The organism is Rheinheimera riviphila, assembly GCF_004005945.1.
In the GTDB taxonomy this organism is placed as follows: Bacteria; Pseudomonadota; Gammaproteobacteria; order Enterobacterales; family Alteromonadaceae; genus Pararheinheimera; species Pararheinheimera riviphila.
Genome location: NZ_SACS01000012.1, coordinates 99,871 through 123,771 on the forward strand (window position 1 = coordinate 99,871; position 23,901 = coordinate 123,771).

The following is a 23,901-nucleotide window of genomic DNA, read 5'->3' on the forward strand; positions in this document are numbered from 1 at the left end:
TACGGGACGCTGCTGCATGGTTAATAAAATCGACAAGCCAAGTTCAGTAAGTCCAGTGCGTTCCAGCACTGGTCGTGCAGCGAAATCTCAACTTGCTGCACCGCAGCCGACAGTCGGCTCTCTTGAATTACCCACGCAATGGCGGCTTGAACTTGCAGCAATACCGCCCGAACAACGTTTACCTTGGTTGGCGATGCGCCTGACTAAACACGTACTGGCTGAAAAGTTTTCGCTCGTCGATGACACCGCTCCTGAGTATGTCAGGCTTTCTCGGCGGATTTGCCAAGCAATTCTGGAAAATCCTAAAGAAATTAGCAGGTTACAGAAACTTCTACAGTCATAAGTTCCCCATAATTTCATTCAATTTAAAAAATATTTCATTTTTTCGCTAAACAATTCCAAAAGCTTTTGTTATTTTTGCTTTAAGCATTGCTTATAAACATTGTTGTCGTCTGAGGTTTTTGTGACAAATGTCATCGCGGGTTCTGGTTTGGTTTATTCAACGCACAAGCGGGTTTGGCGTTGGGTCGCGCGTGAGTGCAAGATGTGCGGATAAATGCCGTAACCGGCAACTCGGCATTTTACAGTTTTTGCTTTTTCTCTCCGCAATCCGCTCGGCAATGCTTGTAAATTCAGAACTTTCTGGCGTTTCAGCAATCTTTGCGCGGATAGGGTTTAAATCGATATAAACCATGGTGTTAATAAAAGCCGATTCATCCAAAATTGCTTGAAACTTAAAGCGTCTTTCCCAAAACCTGCCGCTTCATATGTCTTCAAAATTAGCAAGCCTCGCGATATGCTCATTCAAACAGCGCATAAACCAAGGGGTGCTGGTTAAGCGCTCTGGATAGATTTCTATCATTTTTTCAGCAGCTTGAATGTCTTCTAACTCAATCAGATGATCTGCAAGAAACGGCTTCTTCAAATCAGGGACTTGGAACAGAATGCTCCAATGCCCAAAGATTTCATCTGCACTCCACATTGCGGCCTTTTCGACATGAACTCTTACCAAAACATGATAATGGTTCATCATCACGGCATAAGACGCCACATCAATTGCGAACATGGTTGTCAGCAGTCGAAATCGCTCGGCAATCCATTCTCGACGATGCCGAAAGTTAAAACCATCGATTCCATTACACAAAAATGAACGGCGCAAGCAGCGGTAAGCTAAGTGATAAAGCGGCGTTTCGCTCAGGGCGATTTGTGTGTAACGCGGTTTTGGCATGATGTCATCCTGACAATCTATTTTTGAGCCTGAACTGTGGTTGCATAAATATTAATTATCAAGTGTGTGAGTTATTCGAAAAATGGTTGTCCTACTCTAAGAAATGAAGGGATTGTTGAGCAGTGGCTGTCCAGTCCAGCTCTAAAAAAGCCGACACAAAGTCGGCTACTAAGTTAGTTGCGGGAGCCGCCCGTTTTTGTGAAGGGTGAACCGACGACTTTTATCCAAGAACTCGAAATAACAAAAGGCAAATCACTGAATCGCAGACACAAAAAAACCGACATCAAGTCGGCTTTTAAGTAAGTTGGTTGCGGGAGCCGCACGGTTTTTGTGAAGGGTGAACCGACGACCTTTATGCAAGAACTCGATATAACAAAAGGCAAATCACTGAATCGCAGACACAAAAAAACCGACATCAAGTCGGCTTTAAAGTAAGTTGGTTGCGGGAGCCGCACGGTTTTTGTGAAGGGTGAACCGACGACCTTTATGCAAGAACTCGATATAACAAAAGGCAAATCACTGAATCGCAGACACAAAAAAACCAACATCAAGTCGGCGTTTAAGTAAGTTGGTTGCGGGAGCCGGATTTGAACCGACGACCTTCGGGTTATGAGCCCGACGAGCTACCAGGCTGCTCCATCCCGCGTCCGTCATTGCGGGGCGCATCTTATGGTTTTTAGGCCAACGATGCAAGCAACAAATCACAACTAATTGCGATTTAGCAACTGACTGCTGCTTTAATCTACGATCTGCTTAAATAAGCGCTGATTTCGCAAAATCAGGGTGTTTATTCTGAATCAGCATGGCAAATTCGCGCGGCGTACTTATAGTTGCTTCTGCTATAATGCCGGCCAATTTGCGAAAAGGGTGCGACTATGCAGGAATTCTGGGCCTTAACCTCGAAAGGGGTTGAAGAAGTGTTAGCCATTGAGATTAAGCAACATGGCGGCGAAGTAGTGAAGTTGGGTTTAGGGATGGTGCGTTTTACCGCCACACTCGACACTGCTTATCGGTTATGTTTGTGGTCCAGGCTGGCCACCCGGATTATGCGTCAGATCCATGCGGTTGCCGTCGATGCAACCACCGATGTGTATGAAGCTGCCAACGAGATTGACTGGCTGCAACATATGCAGCTCCACCAAAGTCTGGCGGTGGAATGCGTCGGTAAACATCCAACCATCGATAATACTCAGTTTGGCGCGATGCGCATTAAAGACGCTATCGTCGATCAATTCCGCGATAAAACCGGCGAACGGCCGAATGTCGACCGGCTGGATCCGGATGTGCGTTTTCAACTGCGGATGGAACGCAGCCACTTCTATTTTGTGCAGGACTTTTCTGGTCCATCTTTGCATCAACGCGGTTACCGTAAAGAGCAGGGCGAAGCGCCGCTAAAAGAGCATTTAGCTGCTGCGCTGCTGATCCGCTCCGGTTGGCAATACAGCCAAAGTCTGTTTGACCCATTCTGTGGTAGCGGCACCTTATTGATTGAAGCGGTACTGATGGCCCGCAATATCGCTCCTGGTTTAAAACGTCCGCAATTTGCCTTTGAAAAAATGGCCGATTTTGACAATTCGTTATTACAGCAATTACGCGCTGAAGCCTTAGGTGCCAGAAAGCCGTTGGCCGCTGGTGTAAGGTTTATTGGTTCTGATCTGGATGCACGTTCGCTCGATAAAGCCAAGCAAAACGCCAATCGTGCCGGTTTAAGTGATGTGATTGAATTCCGCCAGGGTGATGCCACCGAGCTTACGGCCATCGAAGGCGTCAGCAATGGTGTGATTGTTACCAACCCACCTTATGGCGAGCGCTTAGGCGATTTACCTGCGCTTATTCCACTGTATGCCGATTTCTCTTTGCGCTTAAAACAGCATTTTCAGGGCTGGCGTTTGGCGGTGATCACCTCCAACGGGGATTTACTGCGGGCACTGAAGCTTTCTAAACTGAAAAACTACAAATTTGCTAACGGTCCGCTGGATTGTGAATTCAGCATTTTTGACTTAACCGAACAACAAGTGCAAGTGAGTGCAACCGCTGCACCAGCGTTGTTTTTCGCCGAAAGTGACTCCTTTGCCAACCGCTTAAAGAAAAACGTCAAGCAACTGGAAAAGTGGGCCAAACGCGAACAGCTGACTTGTTATCGTTTATACGATGCGGATATTCCTGAATATAACGTGGCGGTGGACTGGTACGACGGCGAAGTGGTGGTGCATGAATACGCAGCTCCTTCTAATGTCGACGAAGCCATCGCGCAAAAACGTCTGTTTGATATTGTGAACCTAGTTCCGAAAGTGCTCGGTATTCACACCGATAAAATGGTGCTGAAAGTTCGCGAAAAACAAAAAGGCAAAGATCAGTATCAGGCACTCGCCAAAGCCGCTCAGTACAAGGAAGTGACTGAATACGGTACGAAATTCCTGGTCAATCTGCGTGATTACCTCGATACCGGTTTATTTTTGGACCATCGTATTACCCGTCATTCGATCCAACAGCAAAGCAAAGGCAAAGCGGTGCTGAACCTGTTTGCTTATACCGGCACAGCGTCGGTGCATGCGGCTATTGGTGGTGCGCGTTCGGTCACTACGGTCGACATGTCGAACACTTACCTCGATTGGGCTCGCCGTAACTTTGATTTAAATGCTCTGGCTGGCAAGCAATATCAGTTTGTGCAGGAAAACGTGCTCGATTGGCTGCATGGCTGTAAAAATCAGTTTGATTTAATTTTTGTTGACCCACCGACCTTTTCTAATTCAAAACGGATGGAAGACACCTGGGATGTACAGCGTGACCACGTTAAGCTTTTGAATATGCTGTCAAAGTTGGTCAGTACCGGCGGCAAAGTGATTTTTTCCAACAACAAACGGCGCTTTAAGCTCGATTATGAAGCGCTACAACAAGCTGGCTGGCAGGTCAAAGATATTTCGGCGGCCAGTTTGCCGGAAGACTTTAAACGTAATCCGCACATTCACGTTTGTTTCGAGTTGACGCGGGTCTGACCGAATGAGTGCAACACCACTGGTTTTGTATAGCACCTGGGGCTGTCATTTGTGTGAAGAAGCGCAAAGTTTACTGACGCAGCAGCAGTTGTCTTTTACCGTACTGGATATCGTTGATGATCCGGTGGCATTTGCCAAGTTTCGCACCAGCATTCCGGTGCTGGGTGCAGGTTCTTTATATTTATACTGGCCGTTTGATGAAAATTCGCTTCGCGACTTTATCAACGAGCACAGTTTGCAAGGAAAGTAAGGCGTGGAATTATTACGTTTTCAACAGGCTAGCTTAGCCTTTGGTACCAACCCGGTGCTGGATAAAGTCGATTTCAGTTTGTTTGTCGGCGAGCGGGTTTGTCTGGTCGGCCGTAATGGCGCTGGCAAATCCACCATGCTGAAATTGCTGACCGGTCAGCAAAATCTCGACGATGGGCAGATTGTTAAACAAAACAATGTGTTATTAAGCCGGTTGGAGCAAGATCCGCCAGCGCGGGTTGACGTGAAAATCGCCGATTTTATCCGCGAAGGCGCTGGCGATTTAGCTGAAAAACTGCAGCATTTTTATGAGCTGTCTGATCACCTGCATGATGCCACCGACGCGCAGATGAACGAGTTTGGTGATTTACAAACTGAACTCGACGCCCGTGACGGCTGGCAATTAGAAGCTCGGATTTTACAGCTCTGTGAACAGTTTGAAATGAATCCGGAAGCTACGCTGGCTTCGTTGTCGGGCGGTTGGTTGCGTAAAGCGGCGTTAGCGCGGGCTTTGGTTGGCAAACCAAACATTCTGTTATTGGATGAACCGACTAACCACTTAGATGTTGCTGCCATTCAATGGCTGGAACAGTTTTTAATCAGTTTCCCCGGCGCCATTATATTTGTGTCGCATGACCGAGCCTTTATCCGCGCTGTAGCAACCCGCATTATCGATTTAGACCGCGGTATTCTCACCTCGCATCCAGGCAACTACGCCGAGTATCTCGAGCGCAAACAAAAAGCGATCGAAGTCGAGCAGCAGCATAACCATCTGTTTGATAAACGTTTGGCCGAAGAAGAAGTTTGGATCCGTCAGGGTATTAAAGCCCGCCGCACCCGTAATGAGGGTCGGGTCAGGGCGCTGAAAGAGCTACGTAAAGAACGCGCGGCACGGGTCGAACAGCTGGGTAAAGTCGATTTTGCCATCGAACAAGCGGCGAAATCCGGCAAATTGGTGTTTGAAGGTAAACACTTAAATCTGGCGTTTGACGGTAAACCGGTACTGATTGATTTTGACTTACTGTTGATGCGCGGTGATCGCGTGGCGTTAATCGGGCCAAACGGTGTTGGAAAATCCAGCTTAATTAAAATTTTGCTGGATGAGTATCAGGCGCAAAGTGGTGACATCAAGCGCGGTACCAATCTGGAAGTTGCCTATTTTGACCAACACCGAATGGCGCTTGATTTAGATAAAACGGTGCAGGACAACGTGGCCGAAGGGCGGCAGGAAATTATGCAAAATGGGCAGAGCCGCCATGTGCTGAGTTATCTGCAGGATTTCCTATTTCCACCAGCACGCGCCAGAACGCCGGTGCGGGCGTTATCAGGTGGTGAGAAAAACCGTTTATTACTGGCGCGGTTATTTGCCAAACCCAGCAATTTACTGATCCTCGATGAACCGACCAACGATCTGGATGTGGAAACACTGGAGCTGCTGGAAGACATTCTGGAGCAGTATCAGGGTACCGTCATTCTGGTCAGCCACGACCGGGAATTTGTCAATAATACCGTGACCAGTTCGTTATGGTTTGCCGGTGAAGGTAAAGTGATTGAAGTCGCTGGTGGTTATGAAGATGTGATTGCCTATCAGCAACGTTATCTTGCTTCGCAGCAACAACGGGCACAAAAACCGTCTGTTGTGGCAGTTGCTGTTGAAAAACCAGCAGAATCGGCACAATTAATTACAAAACCGACGCCAGAAACCGCTGCGCAGCCTTTAGCTCAGAGCGGTAAGAAGTTATCATACAAAGAAAAACGTGAACTGGAATTATTGCCTGCACAAATTGAAGCACTGGATGCAGAGTTAACAGCATTGCAGGCAAAGGTGAATAATCCAGATTTTTTCCGGCAGAACGCCGATGCCACCGAAGCTACATTGAACCAATTACAGCAGACTGAGTCGAAGCTGGCGCACGCATATGAGCGATGGGAACAATTAGAAGCACTAAATCAGCAGTCGTAGGGGATTTGAATGAAATTAACGCCTATTTTTTTCGCAATGTTACCAGCATTAGCGGTATTTGCGAGCCAGGCTGAAGTCTATCAGGTGGCAGAACTTGGCCTTGTTGAAGGTTATAAATCAAGTTTTGCTGCCGGCATTAACAATAATAATCAAACAGTTGGTACGGCGAGTGGCCAGTTTAACTACCCGGTTGATCTGGCCGCAGTGAATTATGCTAACGCCAGCATTACCGGTAGTTTATCCGCAGCTGAGATTGAAGAAGTTAAAAAAGGCAATGTCAACGCCAAAGCTTTACAGGCGCTGCTGTTTTATCTGAACAGCAATATTTCGGACTATACAGTTCAGCGTTTTGCCGGTACTTTTCCAATCCGGTATGACATTCGCCAACAAATCAAACTGCGTGAAACCAAAGCACCACAGACCAACTATGAATACCTGCTGGATATTACTGATAACGGCACCATGCTTGGTTACGGTAGTGCACCTTTTGTAAAGCAGGCATTTACGCCAGCAGCCACTGAGGCTATACCTAATCCGGTAACAAAACAATTGTGGGTGCCAGAAAGCGGTTCAGTGCTGGGGATGGTGCTGAACAACGGTAGCCGTTACCCATTGTTGCCAATTTACACCCAATATGGTGGTGGTATTTCAGTTCCTAAGGCGATTAGCAATAGCGGTATTGTTGTTGGAACTGGTAGTGTAAGTCTGGCGGAAGCAACAGCAACATCAATCAACACCAGCTGCAATGGCGCGACTGAGCCAAAAGCACTTTGCTATTATCAATTTATATCAAATGTAAACTCGGCGCCTTACGACATGGCTGGTTTAGTCTGGACACTGGATGCCAATGGCAAACCGGGGCCGGCGACTAAGTACGGATATTTAGGCGACAAAAAAACCGGTTTACCTCATACCAGAACCGACTACGCACCAGTGCTTTATGCCAGTGTTCCTAATGATGTAAACGATGCTGGTGTTGTGGTGGGGATGTCAGTCTATACCGACAGTACCGATATTCGTTATAACCCGAGAACATTCCGTGATGAAGTTTTCACCGCATATCAGGCCACGATTTTTCAAGGTACTGAACTTGTCACATTTTTCGACCTGAAAGAGTGGGAAGGCTCTCGTGCAACCTCGATTAACAACAAAAACATTATTGTGGGTTCTGCGGTCAGACGGGTCAATTACGATCAAGAGCGGTTTTTTGTGTACGATATGAACACGCAAAAAATCACTTTCCCGAAAGATTTGTTTGCCTCGGCTTCGGTCGTACCGGCTGCCATCAACAATAACAATCAGGTTGTAGGGATCTCCAGTGCATATACTGATGGTTCTTCAACAATTCGCCAGGTGGGCTTTTGGTACGATCTGACGACCGACAGCTTTCATGACCTCAATAAACTGTTGCCATGCAACTCAGGTTTTACAGTGATTGCGGCGCAAGATATCAACGATAAAAATGTCATTGTCGCGACCGCAACCAAAAAGACAGAAGCCCGTGATTTGAAAGGTGACATTATTAAAGACGCCGCTGGCAACGCTATCATAGAAGAGGTGGCTGTAGTGGTGCAATTAACCCCGGTCGCAAATGGTACTCCTGACAACTGTACGACAGTTGTTGAAGAAGGATACGAACGTCAGGGCGGTGGCCTGGGTTTTGGCTGGTTGCTATTATCCCTGTTTCCGCTGTTACGTCGTCGTTCGAGCTAAGCGCTGCAAGCTCGGGAGCAGATGAAAGCTAGCCACCTTCGGGTGGCTTTTTGTTTACTATGGGATTGCGTAGTTGGATGTAGTGCATGCCAAAAGACTGCACAGCAGCAATGAAGATCAGTAATAAAGAGCAGTAATTTTGTACTTTTTGAAATATTTTCGAAAAATTACAAAAAAAATTTCATTATTTTTTCTTCAAATTGTAATCAAGTTCAGGTCGTTAGCTGTTGTCAAGTGTTATCGCTGCAGATTTGGGTTGAACCTTTACGCCACAACAGCTATCTATTAATCACAGTGTTCAGACGCAATGTTTGAGGCACTGTTGGTTAAATAATACAGTTGAGGAAGACTGCCGTATGAAAAGACAAAAACGTGATCGTCTGGAACGTGCTCATGCTCAAGGTTACCGTGCTGGTGTAACAGGCCGTTCTAAAGAAATTTGTCCGTACCAGAATTTAGATGCGCGCTCGCAGTGGTTAGGGGGATATCGCGAGGCGATGGAAGACCGCGGTGGCGGTTTGTTTAGTAAAGGTCAATAACTATCCTGGCGCTTATTGAGCGCCCATCAACAGAAACCCCACCATTGGTGGGGTTTGTCGTTTTATCCCCTTCATCCTTGAAAATGCAGGGATGTTGGCCGCCTTCACTCATTGGAGCGCCAACCCGGCCCATCGCATAGACAGCTATGCTCATGGGGCGGACTGGCGTTCCAGATTCGTTCAGTTGCCGCGGTTCCACCGCGGCCTTTGCATATTCAATGATTTTGGGGATAAGCGTAAAGGTTTTTTAAAAGCTAAGGCAATTAGATTAGAAGTTCGAAGTATCCTGAAACAATCCTACTTTTAACTCTTCAGCGGCGTAAATGTCGCGACCATCGACACTCACCACACCATCACCAATGCCCATATACAATTTGCGCTTGATAACACGTTTCATATCAATGGTGTAGGTAACTTTTTTCGCGGTTGGCAAAATTTGACCGGTGAATTTCACTTCACCTACGCCTAAAGCGCGGCCTTTACCAGGACCACCGGTCCAGCCTAAGAAAAAGCCAACCAGCTGCCACATCGCATCCAGACCTAAACATCCTGGCATCACCGGATCACCTTCGAAGTGGCAGGCAAAAAACCACAAATCAGGATGAATATCGAATTCAGCGATAATCTGGCCTTTGCCATATTTACCGCCTTCTTCTGAAATATGCACAATACGATCAATCATCAGCATGTTGGCAACCGGCAACTGACTGTTACCAGGTCCAAACAATTTACCCTGGCCACATGCGATTAATTCTTCTTTTGTAAAGCTATTCTGAGTCATGTATGTTTGATCCGAAAAAAATTGCTTGTCACTTTAGCGAACAGCTGTACGCTAAACAAGTCCGATTAGTCATATAATCAACAACTGCAGCAGAAAATTTGCCACAAACGCTGAGCTTAACCTGACAATGAGATCAATTGCATGACAGAACAAGCAAAAAAAAGCCTGAGTAATGCTGAAAAGCAACAGCGGTATCGGGATCGGCAAAAACAATCTGGCCGTAAAGAGCTTCGCGGTTATCTGACGCCGGAAGCCTTAGCCTGCTACGAAGAAATTCAGGCGAAAACGCAGTGGAATGATAGTTTGCTGATGAGCAATGCCATTCGCCTGATGTACGCCGCGCACAAATTAGGGCAAATCGGTTTACTGAACGGCTGGTTGAACGACCACAAAAAGTAATTTTGTCGTCGTTCAATCACGAGTTGCTTAATATACCGCGCCAGTTGCCGTATAATGCCGCCATCTTTTTGACCAGCTGAGTCCACCATGATTTTATTTGTCCGCGATTTAACCGTCATCGATTTTTCCTATTTATGTCAGCAACGGGGTTTGCTCGGTGAAAGTTATATTGTTGATGTCGAGCTGCAGGGCGATTTAGATGCGACCTCGATGGTGTTTGATTTTGGCAGCGTGAAAAAAGTGATTAAAAAGGCCATTGATCAGCTTGTGGATCATAAGTTGGCTTACCCAGCGCAGGCGTCCTGTTTAACGCACCGTAGCGAGCAGCACACCGATATTCTGCAATGGCACAGCGCAAGAGGCTCCATTCAAATTGCATCGCCGTTTGAAGCGCACGTTGCCATCAACACACTGGCGATTGACGAGCACAGTGTGGCGGCATTTCTGGTTGAACAAATCAAACCCTTGCTACCAGCCAATGTGCAGAAACTGACATTTACTTTGCGTGCGGAAAAGAGTGCAAGTTTCTATTATCACTACAGTCACGGCCTGAAAAAACACGATGGTAATTGTCAGCGCATCGCCCATGGTCACCGCTCAACCATTGAGATTTTCCATAACGGCATGTTGTCGCCACGGCTGAATAAATATTGGACCGAACGCTGGCAGGATATTTATCTGGCAACCGCTGAAGATCAAATTACCGCAGACCAATGTCGCTATTTGCAACCAAACGACGGCGACTGGTGTTTCCAGTACCAGGCGCCACAAGGGCAGTTTGAAATTACTATTCCGCAAACGCACTGTGAAATCGTGCCTTGTGATACCACGGTCGAATGTCTGGCAGATTATATTGCCGGCCAATTGCAACAACGGGAAGCCGGCAGTTATAAAGTGGTTGCTTATGAGGGTGTGGGTAAAGGTGCGATAGCTGTTATCTAACCAGCTGTTTTTCGTCGCGGCGCTAAAGTGCCGCCGCGACGTACATCTTCTGTTGTTATCCAAAATCATCAAAGACCAAGGATAAGATTAAAACGGACATTTCCCGACACCGGCGTTTGCCAGTACAAAGTTTTTCACATCACTCGTGGGCACTATTTTGTAGTCATACGGCAGGTTTAAAACGCCTGTAGACAACATGTCGGCACCAGCGATCACGCCGTCGGCCGGACTTTCAACCCAGTTTGCATCAACCAATGCATTATCCCGCGTATCCCAATAACCCAATGCTGCTGAGTAAAATGACACTACCGGATTGGTCACTTGCTCAAACAAATTGTTTTCGATACGGATAATGGCGCCCATCCGCGGATTAATGCCGGTTTCCAGCATATTGCGGTAGTAGTTGTTGTAGATGTGGCTTTGGCCAAACCGGAACAACGGCAGCCGTGAGTTCACATTTTCAAAATAGTTGTGATGGAAAGTCACCCGGCGCTGATAATCGTCGGTATCACTGGAGCCCCACAATGAAGTTTTCCAGCTGGTATGCAAATAGTTAAATGACAAAGTCACGTTATCGATATCTTTTTTGCCGCTGACCAGTTCATCAAAATGGTCTTTATCGACATCCAACCGGTTGGAAATTTCGTTGTGGTCAATCCAGATATTGCGAGCCGGACCTTCGATAGTGATACCGTCTTTGTCACCGGTGTCGACATTGCGGATTTTTAAGTTGCGGATAATCACATTGTCGGCGCGGAAGATTTTAATGCCGATGCCATCTAACAACGCGGTATTGCCAACGCCAATAATGCTGACATCGCGCAGATCTTTGACTTCAAACTTGCTGGCGCCACCAGAGTTGGCGATGGTTAACGTGCCATTGACGCGCACCGTTAACGGCCGGTTTGGATCTTTGTTTTTAAGCGCAGCAACCAGCTGTGCGCCGGTAGTAACGGTTACACGGGTTGAACGTAAACCCAGGCCGCCGGTGGTGCCGTTTTGTAAACTGGCAAAACCTTGTGGGCTGCTGGCGCAAGCATTAAAAGCGCCCCAAACTGGTTTGCCGGTAGCGCCCGGATTACCGATGGGGGGTGTGATTGGGCCCGGTTCTGGATCCGGATCAATCGGTGGTTCCGGGTCCACTGGATCTGGTTCTTCAGTATCGGTGCTTTGATACACTTCAAATTCGGCAATTTTTGGTGCGTTATTGGCGGTGATGATCAGTAAGTTCAGCTTTTTCATGCTGACTTCACCGAGGTTCACTTTAAGCGCTGGGCCAATGCTGCTGCCAGCTGCGAGCACAGTACCGTTGTCATGATTGACCAAACGCCAGCTCGTCACTTCATTGCCATCTTCACGCAAGATCACTTGGTTAAAAGCAATTGCGCTGCTCCATTTTACCGAAACCCGCTCATTGCTGGCGCCAGCTGGTTGCCAGAAGGTCGCGAGATTGGCGTCTTTGACAAAACCATAACTGCTGCCAGCACCTTTACTGGTGCCGTCAGATCCGGCACCAGGGCCGGTGATGGCAAGATTATCTGCCGCGAGGGAACTAAAACTAAGCGCACATAAGGTGCTGGAGATTAATAATTTCGATTTCATCGTCTTTTATCCTGTTGATTTATAGTTATTTATTTTTGAATATCAACTTGTCACGAATTGCACCGAAAACAGCTTTTGACGGCGAACCATCGCAGGCAGTTAACGGGGAGAACGTTGCAGGTGCCTTACCTGGATACGCCAAGCGATCAGCAGCATTGCAAACAACGCAGCCGGGGCAGGGCTTGGGACTTCATCAACGGCGGCGAGGCCCAAAGTCAGATTGTCAAAAGCTGCCCATTGGCTGGCTGCAGAAAAATCAATGGAGCGGGCAGTCCCTTCGAACAGCACGCTCGCCAGGCTCCAACTACAAAACAGCGAATCGCCGGCACAATCACGGTCAAACTGATTGCTGATATTAAAGCTGGCGACCAGATTGCCACTGCCATTTTCGCCGTCATACAGGTTAATTATGGCGTCCAGCGCCGAGCTGAAATACAACGAAAAGCCACCGCTAAAACCAGCTGCGATATTTAACCAAGCGGTGGAACTATCAAAAAACAGCACCGTAGCACCAGATGGCACATTGCTGAAGCCACTGCTGCCGTCGGCGGTAGCAATCAAGGCGAGGGCGCTGCTACTAAAACCAACACCATGGTTATCGCCACTGTTGCCTTGACTATCGGTACCCAGATTATAAAAATCCAATAACTGACTTTCGTTGCCGGCACCTTCAAAATCCAGTTCAATCGGTGCTGCAACTGCAGCAAAACTACTGATACTCAGCAGCAAGCTTAAGGCCGTAACTTTTAGTCGCTGGCCAATATTCCTTGGTTGGTTATTCATAATGACTCCATCGGTTGTTGTTGAAAAAAGCGCCAATGTTGCGCTTACCGATAGAATCTGACCCAACAAGCTGCCGCGTGCTACTTCATATCTGGAACAAAATGCAGATAGTGGTTTTGAAATATTCTGAACAACATATCTGATTGATAAATATACGAATATTGAAATGCCACCGAGAGACATTTTTACACTCATTTCTCTTGATGAGGGCAAGCTGCGTGCTGGTGACTTTTAAACTAAAGCGTCGCCAACCAAAGCTGTTGTTGCGGGGTTTCTTCAGCTGCTTGCAACCAGGCAATCAATTCTGGTGCGGCCTGTAGTTGCAAACTGGTAGTTAGCAGCCGTTGTTGGCGAAAAAAATGGAGCTGTAAGCTTTCACCAAGCGGTAACCGTTGCAGCAATTGCTGGAAGTTTTGCTCAGTCGCTTTCAAACCGCCGATGGCAATCAGCACATCTCCCACCATCAAACCAGCCTGATAAGCTGCTGAGCCAAGTGGCACAGCGCTAATCGTCAATCCTTCGTTATTGGCTTGATATAAAGCGCCAAAATCACGCACCGCTTGTAACGCTTGCGCAGGGCCGGACAGATCTTTATTCGATTCAGCGGCGCGCCACTGTAAAGTAATGCCTAAGATCAAAAGCGAGGCTTCAAGTGGCAGCGGCTCAGTGCCATGCACCCAATCTTTACATTGCTGGACCAGTTCGTCGTTTTGACTGTAATGGCGTAGTTGATCGAAAAACTCATGCTCGTCACTGCCTAAACCACTCACGCCAAACTGCTGCCAACATTGTCGCATCAGCCCGTCCAGCGATAAATCGGCTGCTCGCAACTGCGCATCCAAACAGAGCGCCACTAAACTGCCTTTGCCGTAATAACTAACCACTGAATTGATGGCATTTTCATCTTGCTGGTAAAACTTGGTCCAGGCGGTGAAGCTACTATCGGCTAGACTTTGCCTGGAATTACTCGGCGCCCGATTGACCCGGCTGATGGTTTTACTGAGGGTGGTCAGGTATTGCGGCAGTTGAATTAAACCAGCGCGCAGTAGCGCTAAATCGTCGTAATATGAGGTGAAACCTTCGTACAACCATAGCTGGCTGGTGTATTGCTCTGCGTCCAACTGATAATTCAGGAAGGTCGCAGGCTTGGCGCGTTTTACCCACCAGGTATGAAAATACTCGTGGCTGCAAAGCGCCAGATAATTTTGATAATCTTCGGTCAGTTCTGTCGGCAGTTGTGGATTGGGCAAGTCATAACGATTACATAACAACAAAGTTGAATTGTGATGCTCCAGCCCGCCGTACCCGTTGTCAACAATCCAGTTTAAAAACCAATATTCGTTTAAATCAGCCGGCAATCCGCCAAACACGGCCGCCTGTTGCTGGCAAATCGGCAGCAAATCCCGTTCAATCCTCGCTAAATCGGCAAGCACTGCACCAGCAAATACCAGATGATGGGTAATGCCTACAACTTCGAAGCTGCGATGGGCTAATTCACCCATTAATAGCGGGCTGTCAATCAGTTGCTGGTAGTCGTTGGCCCGATAATCACCAAAACCAAGCAGGGCGGTATTATCCAGCCGTTGTAGACCGGTCGCCAGTTGCCATTGTGGTTTGGCGCTAACCGGCCGCACGGTGACACGCTGCGGCACATGTTCCAGACCCTGGACGCTGAGGCAACAAGCAGCAGGATTCAGCACCGCCACCTGGTCGTTGACGTAACAGGCCCGCACTGACAAATCAAAGGCATAAACGTGATAGCGGACGGTGATGGGTTTGCCGCGGTTTTGCACATGCCAGCTATGTTTATCGATGGCGGTGACAGTTAATTCACCATGCTGATCATGGGCGTTTAATGCGGCGAGATGCCTTGCAAAGTTTCTGATCAGATAACTGCCGGGGATCCACGCCGGAAGTTGCAATGTGATAGGCTGATGGTTGCCGGACAAATCAGCACCGGGCGGCAGAAAATCCAGTTGAACCCCAACCAAATGGGCGGTTAAATCCTCAATCCAAAGCTGGAAAGCAACTTGTTGCATCACTTATACTCGGCGTTATCTGAAAAACGTCAGTATATACTCAAAGTATTTGATTAAAAGGACCTTGTTATGGCCGAAGAAACCATTTTTTCAAAAATTATCCGCCAGGAAATTCCTACTGAATTGTTGTATCAGGACGAACTGGTCACCGCTTTTCGCGATATTCACCCGCGCACACCCACCCATATTCTGATTGTGCCAAATGTGTTGATCCCAACCGTCAATGATGTTGAACCGCAGCATGAAATGGCGCTTGGCCGAATGTTTACGGTGGCGCGCAAACTGGCAGCGAAAGAGGGGATCAGCGACGATGGTTATCGATTGATCGTCAACTGTAATCGCCACGGCGGGCAAGAGGTGTATCATATTCATATGCATTTGGTCGGTGGTCAGCCATTGGGCGCGATGCTGGCACGTTAACTTCGACGGCGTCACATTTATTTAGACGTTTTTGACGTCGCGAAAAATATTCGCAATCAATGCAGCTGATTTGATTGGCTTTTGTCGCTAAGCCCACTAAAATCCGCGCCTTTTGCGCCACAGGAGTCCGTTATGACCCATGAAGCTTTAGTTGCGATCCGCACCGAATATGCCGTGACCCGGGTCACCAAAACGGTATTTCCGGGACGCACCAATCATCACAACACCCTGTTTGGTGGTGAAGCGCTGGCCTGGATGGATGAAGCGGCATTTATCGCCGCAACCCGGTTTTGCCGCAAACCATTGGTGACTGTGTCATCGGACCGGGTTGATTTTAAAGAATCGATCCCAGCCGGCACCATCGTTGAACTGGTGGCACGAATTGAACATGTCGGCCGCACCAGTATCCGGGTGCTGGTCGATATTTTTGTTGAGGATATGTATAACGACGATCAGCACAAAGCGATTTCCGGCACTTTTACTTTCGTAGCACTGGGGCCAGATCGCAAACCAACACCGGTATTAGGCTAAAAGCCTCTACAAACAACCCTGCAGCTTCAAGGATGCAGGGTAAAGTTGTAGTTTTTGTGGCGGGGCGTTACAGTGGTCTAACCATTAAAAGCCAACTAGAGCTATCCCTATGAAAACAATTGAACAATGGTTTGCTGAATACGCAGTCAGTCACCAAAATCCGACCAACAAAAAAATCCACTTTTTAGCGGTACCGCTGATTTATTTAACGGTGTTCGGCTTGTTATGGCAAATCCCGATGCCATTCAGCGGTTTTGCCGCACAGCAAATTAACTGGCCATTATTGTTGTGTTTGCCGGTGTTAGGTTTTTATTTCAGTTTATCCTTTGTCATTGGTATCGGCATGACGATTTACAGCGCTTTTGTGGTGTTGTTTTTACGCTGGTTTGAATCGGCGGTGAGCATGGATGTGTGGCTGGCGTCATTGTTGTTGTTTATTCTGATGTGGGTGTTGCAGTTTGTTGGCCATCATATCGAAGGCAAAAAACCGTCATTTTTTAAAGATTTACAGTTCCTGCTGATTGGACCGGCCTGGATTTTAGGTTTTATCCTGCGTCGATTTGGCATCCGGTACTAATAAACCCACCAAGCAATGAGGTCGCAACCGTATTGCCGGCCGCAGTTATCGCCTGAATTGACGGCAATAGTTGCGACTAACGGTGAGGTCACTGAGTTTAACGCTGCAGGGCGAAAGCGGTTCTTTGGTATAATCGCTGCGTGTTCAGCCGCAGTTTTTAACGAGAAGTGTCCTTGCAAAGAATTTTTGAAGACCGCAACCGCCAGTTCTGGATCCTGCATACCTTAGGTTGGATGGGTTTTGCTGTGGTTGGCTACCTGGGGTCGTTGTTCCAGGAAATGCGTGAAGCCTACTTGTTTGTGGTGGCGCTGGACGCATATGCCGGCTGGTTGTTGTCCATTCCACTGCGCTATTTATTTCAGCGGATCTGGAGCTGGAGTCCGTGGCAGATGATCCTGTCGATTATGCTGGTGGCTTTTATTGTCGCTTGCGTCTGGACCGTGATCAAAAATTTCAATTATTGGGAAATTTATCGCCATGGCTACCGGCCAGATGAATGGATCCAATACTTCAAACAAACTTCCGTTGGTTTTTACGTGATCCTGAGCTGGAGCGGCCTCTATTTTGGTATTCGCTATTACCAGACCTTACAGCAGGAAAAACAAAAATCGCTGACTGCGTCGAACAAAGCCCATGAAGCGCAACTAAAAATGTTGCGTTATCAGCTCAATCCGCACTTTTTATTTAATACCCTCAACGCCATATCAACGCTAGTGCTGATTAACGAAGCCGATACTGCAAATAAGATGCTGAGCCGCCTTAGCGATTTTCTGCGGTATTCTCTGTATAAAGACCCGATTAAAAAAGTACCGTTGCAGCAGGAAATTTATGCGGCGAATTTGTATCTGGAAATTGAAAAAGTCCGGTTTACCGAACGCTTAACCATTGAACTTGATGTCGCAACGAATACTGAACTGGCGTTAGTGCCAAGCCTGATTTTGCAACCTTTAGTAGAAAATGCCATCAAATACGCGGTTGCGACCCAAACCGCCGGTGGCACCATCAGCATCAAGGCTCGAAAATTTGGCCACGATTTGTTGATTGAAGTCGCCGACAATGGCCCTGGCATGCCAATCGACGATGGTTTACCCAAAGACAGCGGCGGTGTTGGCCTGGTCAATACCCGCGAGCGCTTAGCAGCACTTTATGACAAAGACTTTTCGTTAGTGCTGACTCATAATCAGCCGCAAGGCGTAAAAGTGAATATCCGGATCCCGTTTGAGGTGGAACTGAACGATGAAGAACTTGCTTAAAGTTGTAGTAGTGGATGACGAACCATTAGCACGCAAGGGTATGCTGATGCGACTGGCGGCATTTCCTGAGTTGCAGGTGGTTGGCGAATGCAGCAATGGTGCCGAAGCCATTAGCGCGGTGAAAGAGCTGTCACCTGACGTGGTGTTCCTGGATGTCGAAATGCCGGTGCTGGATGGTTTTGCCGTGCTAAAAACACTGCAACAGCAACAGGTCAAACTGCCTTACATTATTTTTGTCACAGCTTTTGATCAATACGCTTTAAATGCATTTGACGTCAACGCTGTCGATTATGTGTTAAAACCGGTTGAAACCGAGCGTTTGCGCGCCGCAGTATTTAAATTATTAAAAGCCTTTGAAGCCGAAGACGACCATCGTCATAAAGGCCAATTGGCGGAAGCAGTCGCGAAACTGACGGGCGAAGCCGCTGGCAATATTCTGCAACGACTGGATCAGGAAGAGCCAGTGATGAACGACCGTTTCCCTGATGCGATCAGTATCAAAGACAGTGGTGAAATTACCCGGGTGCCGGTTGGCAGCATTGATTGGGTCGACGCCGCCGGTGACTATATGTGTATCCACACTAGCGATGGTCAAACTCATATTCTGCGCCGTACTATGAAAGAACTGGAACAAGAGCTGGACCCACGCTTGTTCGTGCGGGTGCATCGTTCGGCCATCGTCAATGTGAATACCATTGCCAAGCTGCAAATGTTACCCAACGGCGAACATCAGCTGATGTTAACCAATGGCCAGGCAGTGAAGGTTAGCCGCAGCTATAAAGACCGCGTTAAAACGGTGTTTAGTTCTTAAATTTACTGCTTTATACCCAGAACTCAGAATTTTTTCTGAGTTCTGGGTTCTGACAAACTTCAAACTTTTCGCGGACTACTGTCCTGCAACATGCGTTCTTGCCAATCAAGTAAGTATCTATCTGTCTGCTTTTTCTTATCGCCGGTTAAACTCAACGGAAACAACACTGCCTGACCCCCTTGTTCACCGGCCATCATCAGATGCGCATTGCCGAGTAATAATTGCTCCACCGCATAGGCGCCAAGTTTAGTCGCGAGAATACGATCTGAGCCAACCGGGCTGCCGCCACGTTGCAAATGTCCTAACACACAAGCACGACATTCAATGCTTGTGGCTTTTGTCAGCTCCGCTGCCAAGGCTGTCGCGCCAGCAGGATACATAGTTTCAGCAATCACAATAATGTAGCTGCTCCGGCCAAACTGTTGTTGCAGCTGTTGGATATCCCGTTGTAAATCGACAACATCCACATCACCATATTCCGGGCAAATAATTTGCTCGGCGCCGCTGGCAATACCGGCCGCCAGCGCCAGATAGCCGGTATGGCGTCCCATCACTTCAATCAGAAATATCCGCTCAAAGGCATCGGCGGTGTCGCGGATTTTATCGATGGCATCCAATGCGGTATCTAATGCTGTGGCAAAGCCAATGGTAAAATCCGTGCCGTCGACGTCATTGTCGATAGTGCCAGGGATACCGACAATCTGGCCTTGGTAAAATGGCGCTATCGCCTGACAGCCACGAAAACTACCGTCGCCGCCGATCACAATAAGCGCCTCAATGCCATTTTTATGCAGCAATTCTGCGGCTTGTGCCGGTCCATTGGGTTGCTCCAACTGTTTACAACGCGCACTTTTAAGGATGGTGCCACCTTGCTGGATAATATGCAGCACTTGTGCGCGATGCAGCTGTTGGAATTCATTGCTGAAAATGCCATTAAAACCATGCGAAAAGCCAATCACTTCAATACCTTGGACTGCTGCGGTCATGACCACCGCGCGGATTACTGCATTCATCCCAGGCGCGTCACCACCTGAAGTTAACAGGCCAATTTTTCGGATAGGCTGGCTCATAAGATGATCCTTTGTTAGAAATGGACAGTATGTATAAAGCGATGTTCTGACTTCTATGCGATGTCGCACTGAGGGCGGAAGTTTCGCAGTTGATGCCGGGTTCTAGTATCGGTATTTGTCAGCTATATGTTATTGATGCAACGCAAAGAATATAAAAAAGTAAGGCAAAAAAACTGATATATCCGGATACGACCAATAGCCATCAAAATCACACGAAATCCGGCGACAGCAAGGCGAAAAACAGCGAAAATAGCGCGCCTTCAAAGTTCCTCTTTTTTCAACGGAAATTCATTATGCACCAAGCGTCCGGCAAAAGTCTGACTGGTTTTATTCTGGCATTAACCACCGCAGTATTATGGGGCATGTTACCTATTGCATTAAAAGTACTGCTGGTTGAATTGTCCGCCAACACTATTACCTGGGTGCGTTTTCTGGCAGCGGCGTTATTCGTCACCGCGGTGTTGATCCATCATCAGGCATTACCGACACTTCGTGATATCAAGGGCAAAGCGCGCTGGTTATTGCTGATTGCGGTGGCGGGTTTGTTGTCAAATTACATCCTCTATCTGCTGGGTTTAGATTTACTCAGTGCCGAAACAGCGCAGGTTGTGATCCAGCTGGCACCATTTTTAATGATGTTAGGCGGTATTTTTATCTTCCGGGAACGGCTGCTACTATGGCAAAAAATTGGTGCTGCGACTTTAGTGCTGGGACTATTGTTGTTTTTCAACGATCGGCTATTTCTGCTGCTGACCCAAATGGGACACGACAGCATGGGCGTGTTACTGGTGATTATCGCCGCAGTCACCTGGGCTGCTTATGCTTTGGCACAAAAACAGTTGCTGATGCATTTTAACTCGCAGCAAATTATGTGGTTTATTTACGTTGCTGGCGCTTTGTGTTTTATGCCGTTTATTGAACTGGTGCCAGTTACACAATTATCGATGTTGCAATGGGGGTTATTACTGTTTTGTTGCCTCAATACCATCGTTGCTTATGGCGCTTTTGCCGAAGCGTTGGAGCATTGGGAGGCGTCAAAAGTCAGCGCAGTGCTCGCGATCACGCCACTACTCACCATTTTGTTTGCCAATCTGGCGTCCTGGATGTGGCCCGCTGCACCCGCAGCACAAAGCTTAAATGGCTGGTCTATTTTTGGTGCTGTGCTGGTGGTGATTGGTTCGGCCGTAACGGCACTGGCGCCGGTGTTAAAGCAGTGGCGGTTGGATAACCGAACTGTTGCCTGACAATTGCTTAAAAAAAATGCCATCAATTGATGGCATTTTTTATCCGTGAATAACCAGCTTCGCTGAAAAGCTGTGATTATTTAACGGTCACAATTTTACAAGTATTTGAAGCACCAACGGTTTCCATCACATCGCCATGCGTCAGAATGACCAAATCACCGGTATGTAAGCCAGCAGCTTTTTTAACTGCCGCAACGGCTTCATCGGCCAGGTGATCATTGCTGATACCATGGCTATCAAAAAACACCGGGTACACACCACGGTACAACGCCATTTTATTCAGCGTTTTGACATGACGTGACAGGGCATAAATGGCGTGAGATGACGTGATCCGTGACATCAGTTTGGCAGTGTAACCAGATTCGGTCAGCGCGATAATGGCTTTAATACCATCTAAATGATTCGCCGCGTACATCGCAGATAACGCGATGGTTTCGCTGATCTCCGTGAAAGTGACATCCATACGGTGTTTGGAAGACAACACTTTTGGATGTTTCTCAGCACCATCACAAACCCGGACCATCGCTTTGACGGTTTCAGTCGGATATTTACCGGCAGCAGTTTCTGCCGACAGCATCACCGCGTCAGTACCATCCAGCACGGCGTTGGCCACGTCCATCACTTCAGCGCGGGTTGGCATCGGGCTTTCAATCATCGATTCCATCATCTGCGTGGCGGTAATGACCACGCGGTTCAGCTGACGGGAGCGGGCGATAATACGTTTTTGCTGGCCTACTAATTCAGCATCACCAATTTCGACGCCTAAATCACCACGGGCCACCATCACTGCATCTGAAGCCCGGATAATGTCATCTAAAGTTGCATCATCAGCAACAGCTTCGGCGCGTTCTACTTTAGAGACAATTAACGCTTCAGAACCAGCTTCACGGGCCAGATTACGCGCTAAACGTAAATCATCACCAGTGCGTGGGAAAGATACAGCCAGATAATCCACATCAATTTTGGCAGCAAGGGCGATATCGGCGCGGTCTTTGTCGGTTAAAGCCGGTGCTGACAAACCACCGCCTAACCGGTTAATGCCTTTATTATTTGATAACTTACCTGCGACCGATACTTTGGTCAGAATGCGGTTACCTGCAACGGAGTCAACAATCAGCTGGATCCGGCCGTCATCTAATAACAGGACGTCTGCTGGTTTTACATCACCCGGCAGTTCTTTGTAATCGATACCAACTTGAGTTTCATCACCTAAACCTTTGGCAAGCTCGGCGTCCAGCACAAAATCCTGGCCTTCAATCAGCTCAACACTGTTATTCACGAAGGTCGAAACACGGATTTTTGGCCCTTGTAAGTCACCTAAGATAGCAACGTGGGCGTTGGTCGCTGCAGCAGCGGCACGAACCATGGTGGCGCGCTCGATATGGTCCTGAGCACTGCCGTGAGAGAAGTTAAAGCGAAAGACGGTGGCACCAGCCAGGATCAATTTTTCAATCGCGGCCTGGGTATTGGTTGCCGGGCCTAGGGTGGCAACTATTTTCGTTCTTCTTGGCATGTGCTGCTCCTGCCTGTTGAATATTTTTAATATAGACCGCCAGGGTAGTTCTGGCGGTGATGGCACGCAGTGTAATGTAATTTAATTACAGAATATAGCGACAAATTGGAGAAAACTTACAGCTTTGAGCAGCTCTGACCAGTCTAAACTGGTAATCAGGGCTTAAAAGTCTTTTTTCTCGAATCTTGAACCACGTAAACTGTCTTTTACTTTCTTCAGGTTTTCACGGAATTTGGTACCACGACGCAAAGTAAAGCCAGTCGCCAGAATATCAATCAATACCAGCTGCGCCACGCGGGACGCCATTGGCATATACATATCGGTATCTTCCGGCACATCCAGCGACAAAACTAAGGTACATTCTTTGGCCAGCGGGCTGTCGTAAGCGGTAACACCAATCACCGTGGCGTCGTTTTCACGGGCAATGGCGGCGATATCACAGAGATTCTTGGTGCGCCCGGTATGGCTGATACAGACCACCACATCACCTTCGCTACTATTAATAGCGCTCATCCGCTGCATCACGATGTCGTCAAAACACACCACAGGTACATTAAAGCGGAAAAATTTGTTTTGCGCGTCATGCGCCACAGAAGCAGAAGCGCCTAAACCAAAAAACGAAATTTTCTTCGCCTGGGTTAGCACGTCGACAGCGCGATTAATGGTATTGATATCAACGTTTTGGCGCGCCGCATCCAGAGCTGCCATCGTCGATTCAAAAATTTTGGCAGTGTAAGCTTCGGGGCCATCATCTTCTTCGACATGGCGGTTTACATAAGGGGTACCATTGGCCAGGCTTTGCGCCAGATGGAGTTTAAAGTCGGGAAACCCTTTGGTATCCAGGCGACGACAAAACCGGTTGACGGTTGGCTCAGACACATCCGCCATTTTCGCCAGCGCCGCAATACTGCTATGGATCGTGGTTTGTGGATTGGCCAGAATGACATCAGCAACTTTACGTTCCGATTTACTGAAACTATTGACACTATTAACTATTTTTTCCAGCACATTCATCCGATGGTTCCTGCTTAGTCTGGCACGTACGCTGTGGTAGCGCCGGGCACTTCATTAATCTTATAAAGAGTGATCTGCTGCTGTTGAAACTTTAGCTGTAGCCGGTGATTCATTTGGTAATTTATTTTGTTACCCGACCAGTGTAGCAACAACAAAAGTGATAAAGTTACGACGAAAATCATGATACATGGTTAAGACTGCCTTAAGATATAGGCAACGTCAAAACTTTAAGTA

The 23,901-nt window shown here is 47.7% G+C and carries 22 protein-coding genes and 1 tRNA gene; 14 read left to right on the forward strand and 9 right to left on the reverse strand.

All coding sequences use genetic code 11. The features are described 5' to 3' along the window. The first annotated feature begins 16 nt into the window (after window positions 1-16). Window positions 17-343, forward strand: a complete 327-nt coding sequence (locus EOE67_RS12225; RefSeq protein ID WP_127699366.1) for a hypothetical protein — start codon at window positions 17-19, stop codon at window positions 341-343. Between the two features lie 420 nt (window positions 344-763). On the opposite strand, the gene EOE67_RS12230 is transcribed toward EOE67_RS12225, so the two are convergent. Beyond that, complete coding sequence (locus tag EOE67_RS12230) at window positions 764-1,228, reverse strand: hypothetical protein (protein ID WP_127699367.1); 465 nt, start codon at window positions 1,226-1,228, stop codon at window positions 764-766. Between the two features lie 569 nt (window positions 1,229-1,797). Beyond that, a tRNA-Met gene (locus EOE67_RS12235) sits at window positions 1,798-1,874 on the reverse strand. Window positions 1,875-2,103: 229 nt separating this feature from the next. Here EOE67_RS12235 and rlmKL point away from each other — a divergent pair. The 5 genes from rlmKL (at window position 2,104) to rmf (ending at window position 8,688) form a co-directional block, all read left to right on the forward strand. After that, window positions 2,104-4,224: a bifunctional 23S rRNA (guanine(2069)-N(7))-methyltransferase RlmK/23S rRNA (guanine(2445)-N(2))-methyltransferase RlmL gene (gene rlmKL / locus EOE67_RS12240; protein WP_127699368.1), complete on the forward strand. Its 2,121-nt coding sequence runs from the start codon at window positions 2,104-2,106 to the stop codon at window positions 4,222-4,224. 4 nt (window positions 4,225-4,228) lie between these two features. After that, on the forward strand, window positions 4,229-4,474 hold the full coding sequence (locus EOE67_RS12245) for a glutaredoxin family protein (RefSeq protein ID WP_127699369.1): 246 nt from the start codon (window positions 4,229-4,231) through the stop codon (window positions 4,472-4,474). A gap of 3 nt (window positions 4,475-4,477) precedes the next feature. Next, the gene (gene uup / locus EOE67_RS12250; protein WP_127699370.1) at window positions 4,478-6,436 is read left to right on the forward strand and encodes an ATP-binding cassette ATPase Uup; all 1,959 of its coding nucleotides are present in this window, start codon (window positions 4,478-4,480) and stop codon (window positions 6,434-6,436) included. 9 nt (window positions 6,437-6,445) lie between these two features. Continuing rightward, a complete protein-coding gene (locus tag EOE67_RS12255) occupies window positions 6,446-8,149 on the forward strand; it encodes a DUF3466 family protein (protein ID WP_127699371.1) in 1,704 nt (567 codons plus the stop codon). A gap of 356 nt (window positions 8,150-8,505) precedes the next feature. After that, window positions 8,506-8,688 carry a ribosome modulation factor gene (gene rmf / locus EOE67_RS12260; RefSeq protein WP_068065521.1) on the forward strand — a complete coding sequence of 61 codons (183 nt, stop codon included), beginning with the start codon at window positions 8,506-8,508 and terminating at the stop codon, window positions 8,686-8,688. 268 nt (window positions 8,689-8,956) lie between these two features. Here the strand turns inward: rmf and fabA are convergent, their stop codons facing one another. Then, entirely contained in the window at window positions 8,957-9,469 is a 513-nt protein-coding gene (gene fabA / locus EOE67_RS12265; protein ID WP_127699372.1) for a 3-hydroxyacyl-[acyl-carrier-protein] dehydratase FabA, read from the reverse strand. A 141-nt stretch (window positions 9,470-9,610) separates the two neighbouring features. Between fabA and EOE67_RS12270 the strand changes: the two genes are divergently transcribed. Together EOE67_RS12270 and EOE67_RS12275 are read left to right on the forward strand one after the other, a co-directional pair. After that, window positions 9,611-9,868 carry a hypothetical protein gene (locus EOE67_RS12270; RefSeq protein ID WP_127699373.1) on the forward strand — a complete coding sequence of 86 codons (258 nt, stop codon included), beginning with the start codon at window positions 9,611-9,613 and terminating at the stop codon, window positions 9,866-9,868. 87 nt (window positions 9,869-9,955) lie between these two features. Then, complete coding sequence (locus EOE67_RS12275) at window positions 9,956-10,810, forward strand: 6-pyruvoyl trahydropterin synthase family protein (RefSeq protein WP_127699374.1); 855 nt, start codon at window positions 9,956-9,958, stop codon at window positions 10,808-10,810. A gap of 87 nt (window positions 10,811-10,897) precedes the next feature. Here the strand turns inward: EOE67_RS12275 and EOE67_RS12280 are convergent, their stop codons facing one another. The 3 genes from EOE67_RS12280 to EOE67_RS12290 form a co-directional block, all read right to left on the reverse strand. Next, entirely contained in the window at window positions 10,898-12,412 is a 1,515-nt protein-coding gene (locus EOE67_RS12280) for a pectate lyase family protein (RefSeq protein WP_127699375.1), read from the reverse strand. Window positions 12,413-12,511: 99 nt separating this feature from the next. Next, window positions 12,512-13,195: a PEP-CTERM sorting domain-containing protein gene (locus tag EOE67_RS12285; RefSeq protein WP_127699376.1), complete on the reverse strand. Its 684-nt coding sequence runs from the start codon at window positions 13,193-13,195 to the stop codon at window positions 12,512-12,514. A gap of 236 nt (window positions 13,196-13,431) precedes the next feature. Beyond that, window positions 13,432-15,234, reverse strand: a complete 1,803-nt coding sequence (locus EOE67_RS12290; RefSeq protein WP_127699416.1) for a M61 family metallopeptidase — start codon at window positions 15,232-15,234, stop codon at window positions 13,432-13,434. Window positions 15,235-15,303: 69 nt separating this feature from the next. Between EOE67_RS12290 and hinT the strand changes: the two genes are divergently transcribed. From hinT to EOE67_RS12315, 5 genes are all read left to right on the forward strand, one after another. Next, window positions 15,304-15,654 carry a purine nucleoside phosphoramidase gene (gene hinT, locus EOE67_RS12295; protein ID WP_127699377.1) on the forward strand — a complete coding sequence of 117 codons (351 nt, stop codon included), beginning with the start codon at window positions 15,304-15,306 and terminating at the stop codon, window positions 15,652-15,654. Between the two features lie 132 nt (window positions 15,655-15,786). Next, the gene (locus tag EOE67_RS12300; protein ID WP_127699378.1) at window positions 15,787-16,185 is read left to right on the forward strand and encodes an acyl-CoA thioesterase; all 399 of its coding nucleotides are present in this window, start codon (window positions 15,787-15,789) and stop codon (window positions 16,183-16,185) included. 109 nt (window positions 16,186-16,294) lie between these two features. Beyond that, window positions 16,295-16,762: an Mpo1 family 2-hydroxy fatty acid dioxygenase gene (locus EOE67_RS12305; protein ID WP_127699379.1), complete on the forward strand. Its 468-nt coding sequence runs from the start codon at window positions 16,295-16,297 to the stop codon at window positions 16,760-16,762. 167 nt (window positions 16,763-16,929) lie between these two features. Next, on the forward strand, window positions 16,930-18,015 hold the full coding sequence (locus EOE67_RS12310) for a sensor histidine kinase (protein ID WP_240652801.1): 1,086 nt from the start codon (window positions 16,930-16,932) through the stop codon (window positions 18,013-18,015). Beyond that, window positions 17,999-18,826 (forward strand): LytR/AlgR family response regulator transcription factor, encoded by an 828-nt coding sequence (locus EOE67_RS12315; RefSeq protein WP_206099580.1) that lies wholly within the window; start codon window positions 17,999-18,001, stop codon window positions 18,824-18,826. The genes EOE67_RS12310 and EOE67_RS12315 overlap by 17 nt, the downstream gene beginning before the upstream one ends. 59 nt (window positions 18,827-18,885) lie before the next feature. On the opposite strand, the gene EOE67_RS12320 is transcribed toward EOE67_RS12315, so the two are convergent. After that, window positions 18,886-19,896: an ATP-dependent 6-phosphofructokinase gene (locus tag EOE67_RS12320; RefSeq protein WP_127699381.1), complete on the reverse strand. Its 1,011-nt coding sequence runs from the start codon at window positions 19,894-19,896 to the stop codon at window positions 18,886-18,888. A gap of 293 nt (window positions 19,897-20,189) precedes the next feature. Here EOE67_RS12320 and EOE67_RS12325 point away from each other — a divergent pair, with 293 nt between their 5' ends. After that, window positions 20,190-21,140 (forward strand): DMT family transporter, encoded by a 951-nt coding sequence (locus EOE67_RS12325; RefSeq protein WP_127699382.1) that lies wholly within the window; start codon window positions 20,190-20,192, stop codon window positions 21,138-21,140. Between the two features lie 76 nt (window positions 21,141-21,216). Here the strand turns inward: EOE67_RS12325 and pyk are convergent, their stop codons facing one another. After that, window positions 21,217-22,653: a pyruvate kinase gene (pyk, locus tag EOE67_RS12330; protein ID WP_127699383.1), complete on the reverse strand. Its 1,437-nt coding sequence runs from the start codon at window positions 22,651-22,653 to the stop codon at window positions 21,217-21,219. A gap of 162 nt (window positions 22,654-22,815) precedes the next feature. Next, entirely contained in the window at window positions 22,816-23,667 is an 852-nt protein-coding gene (locus tag EOE67_RS12335) for a MurR/RpiR family transcriptional regulator (RefSeq protein ID WP_068065486.1), read from the reverse strand. Window positions 23,668-23,901: the final 234 nt, after the last annotated feature.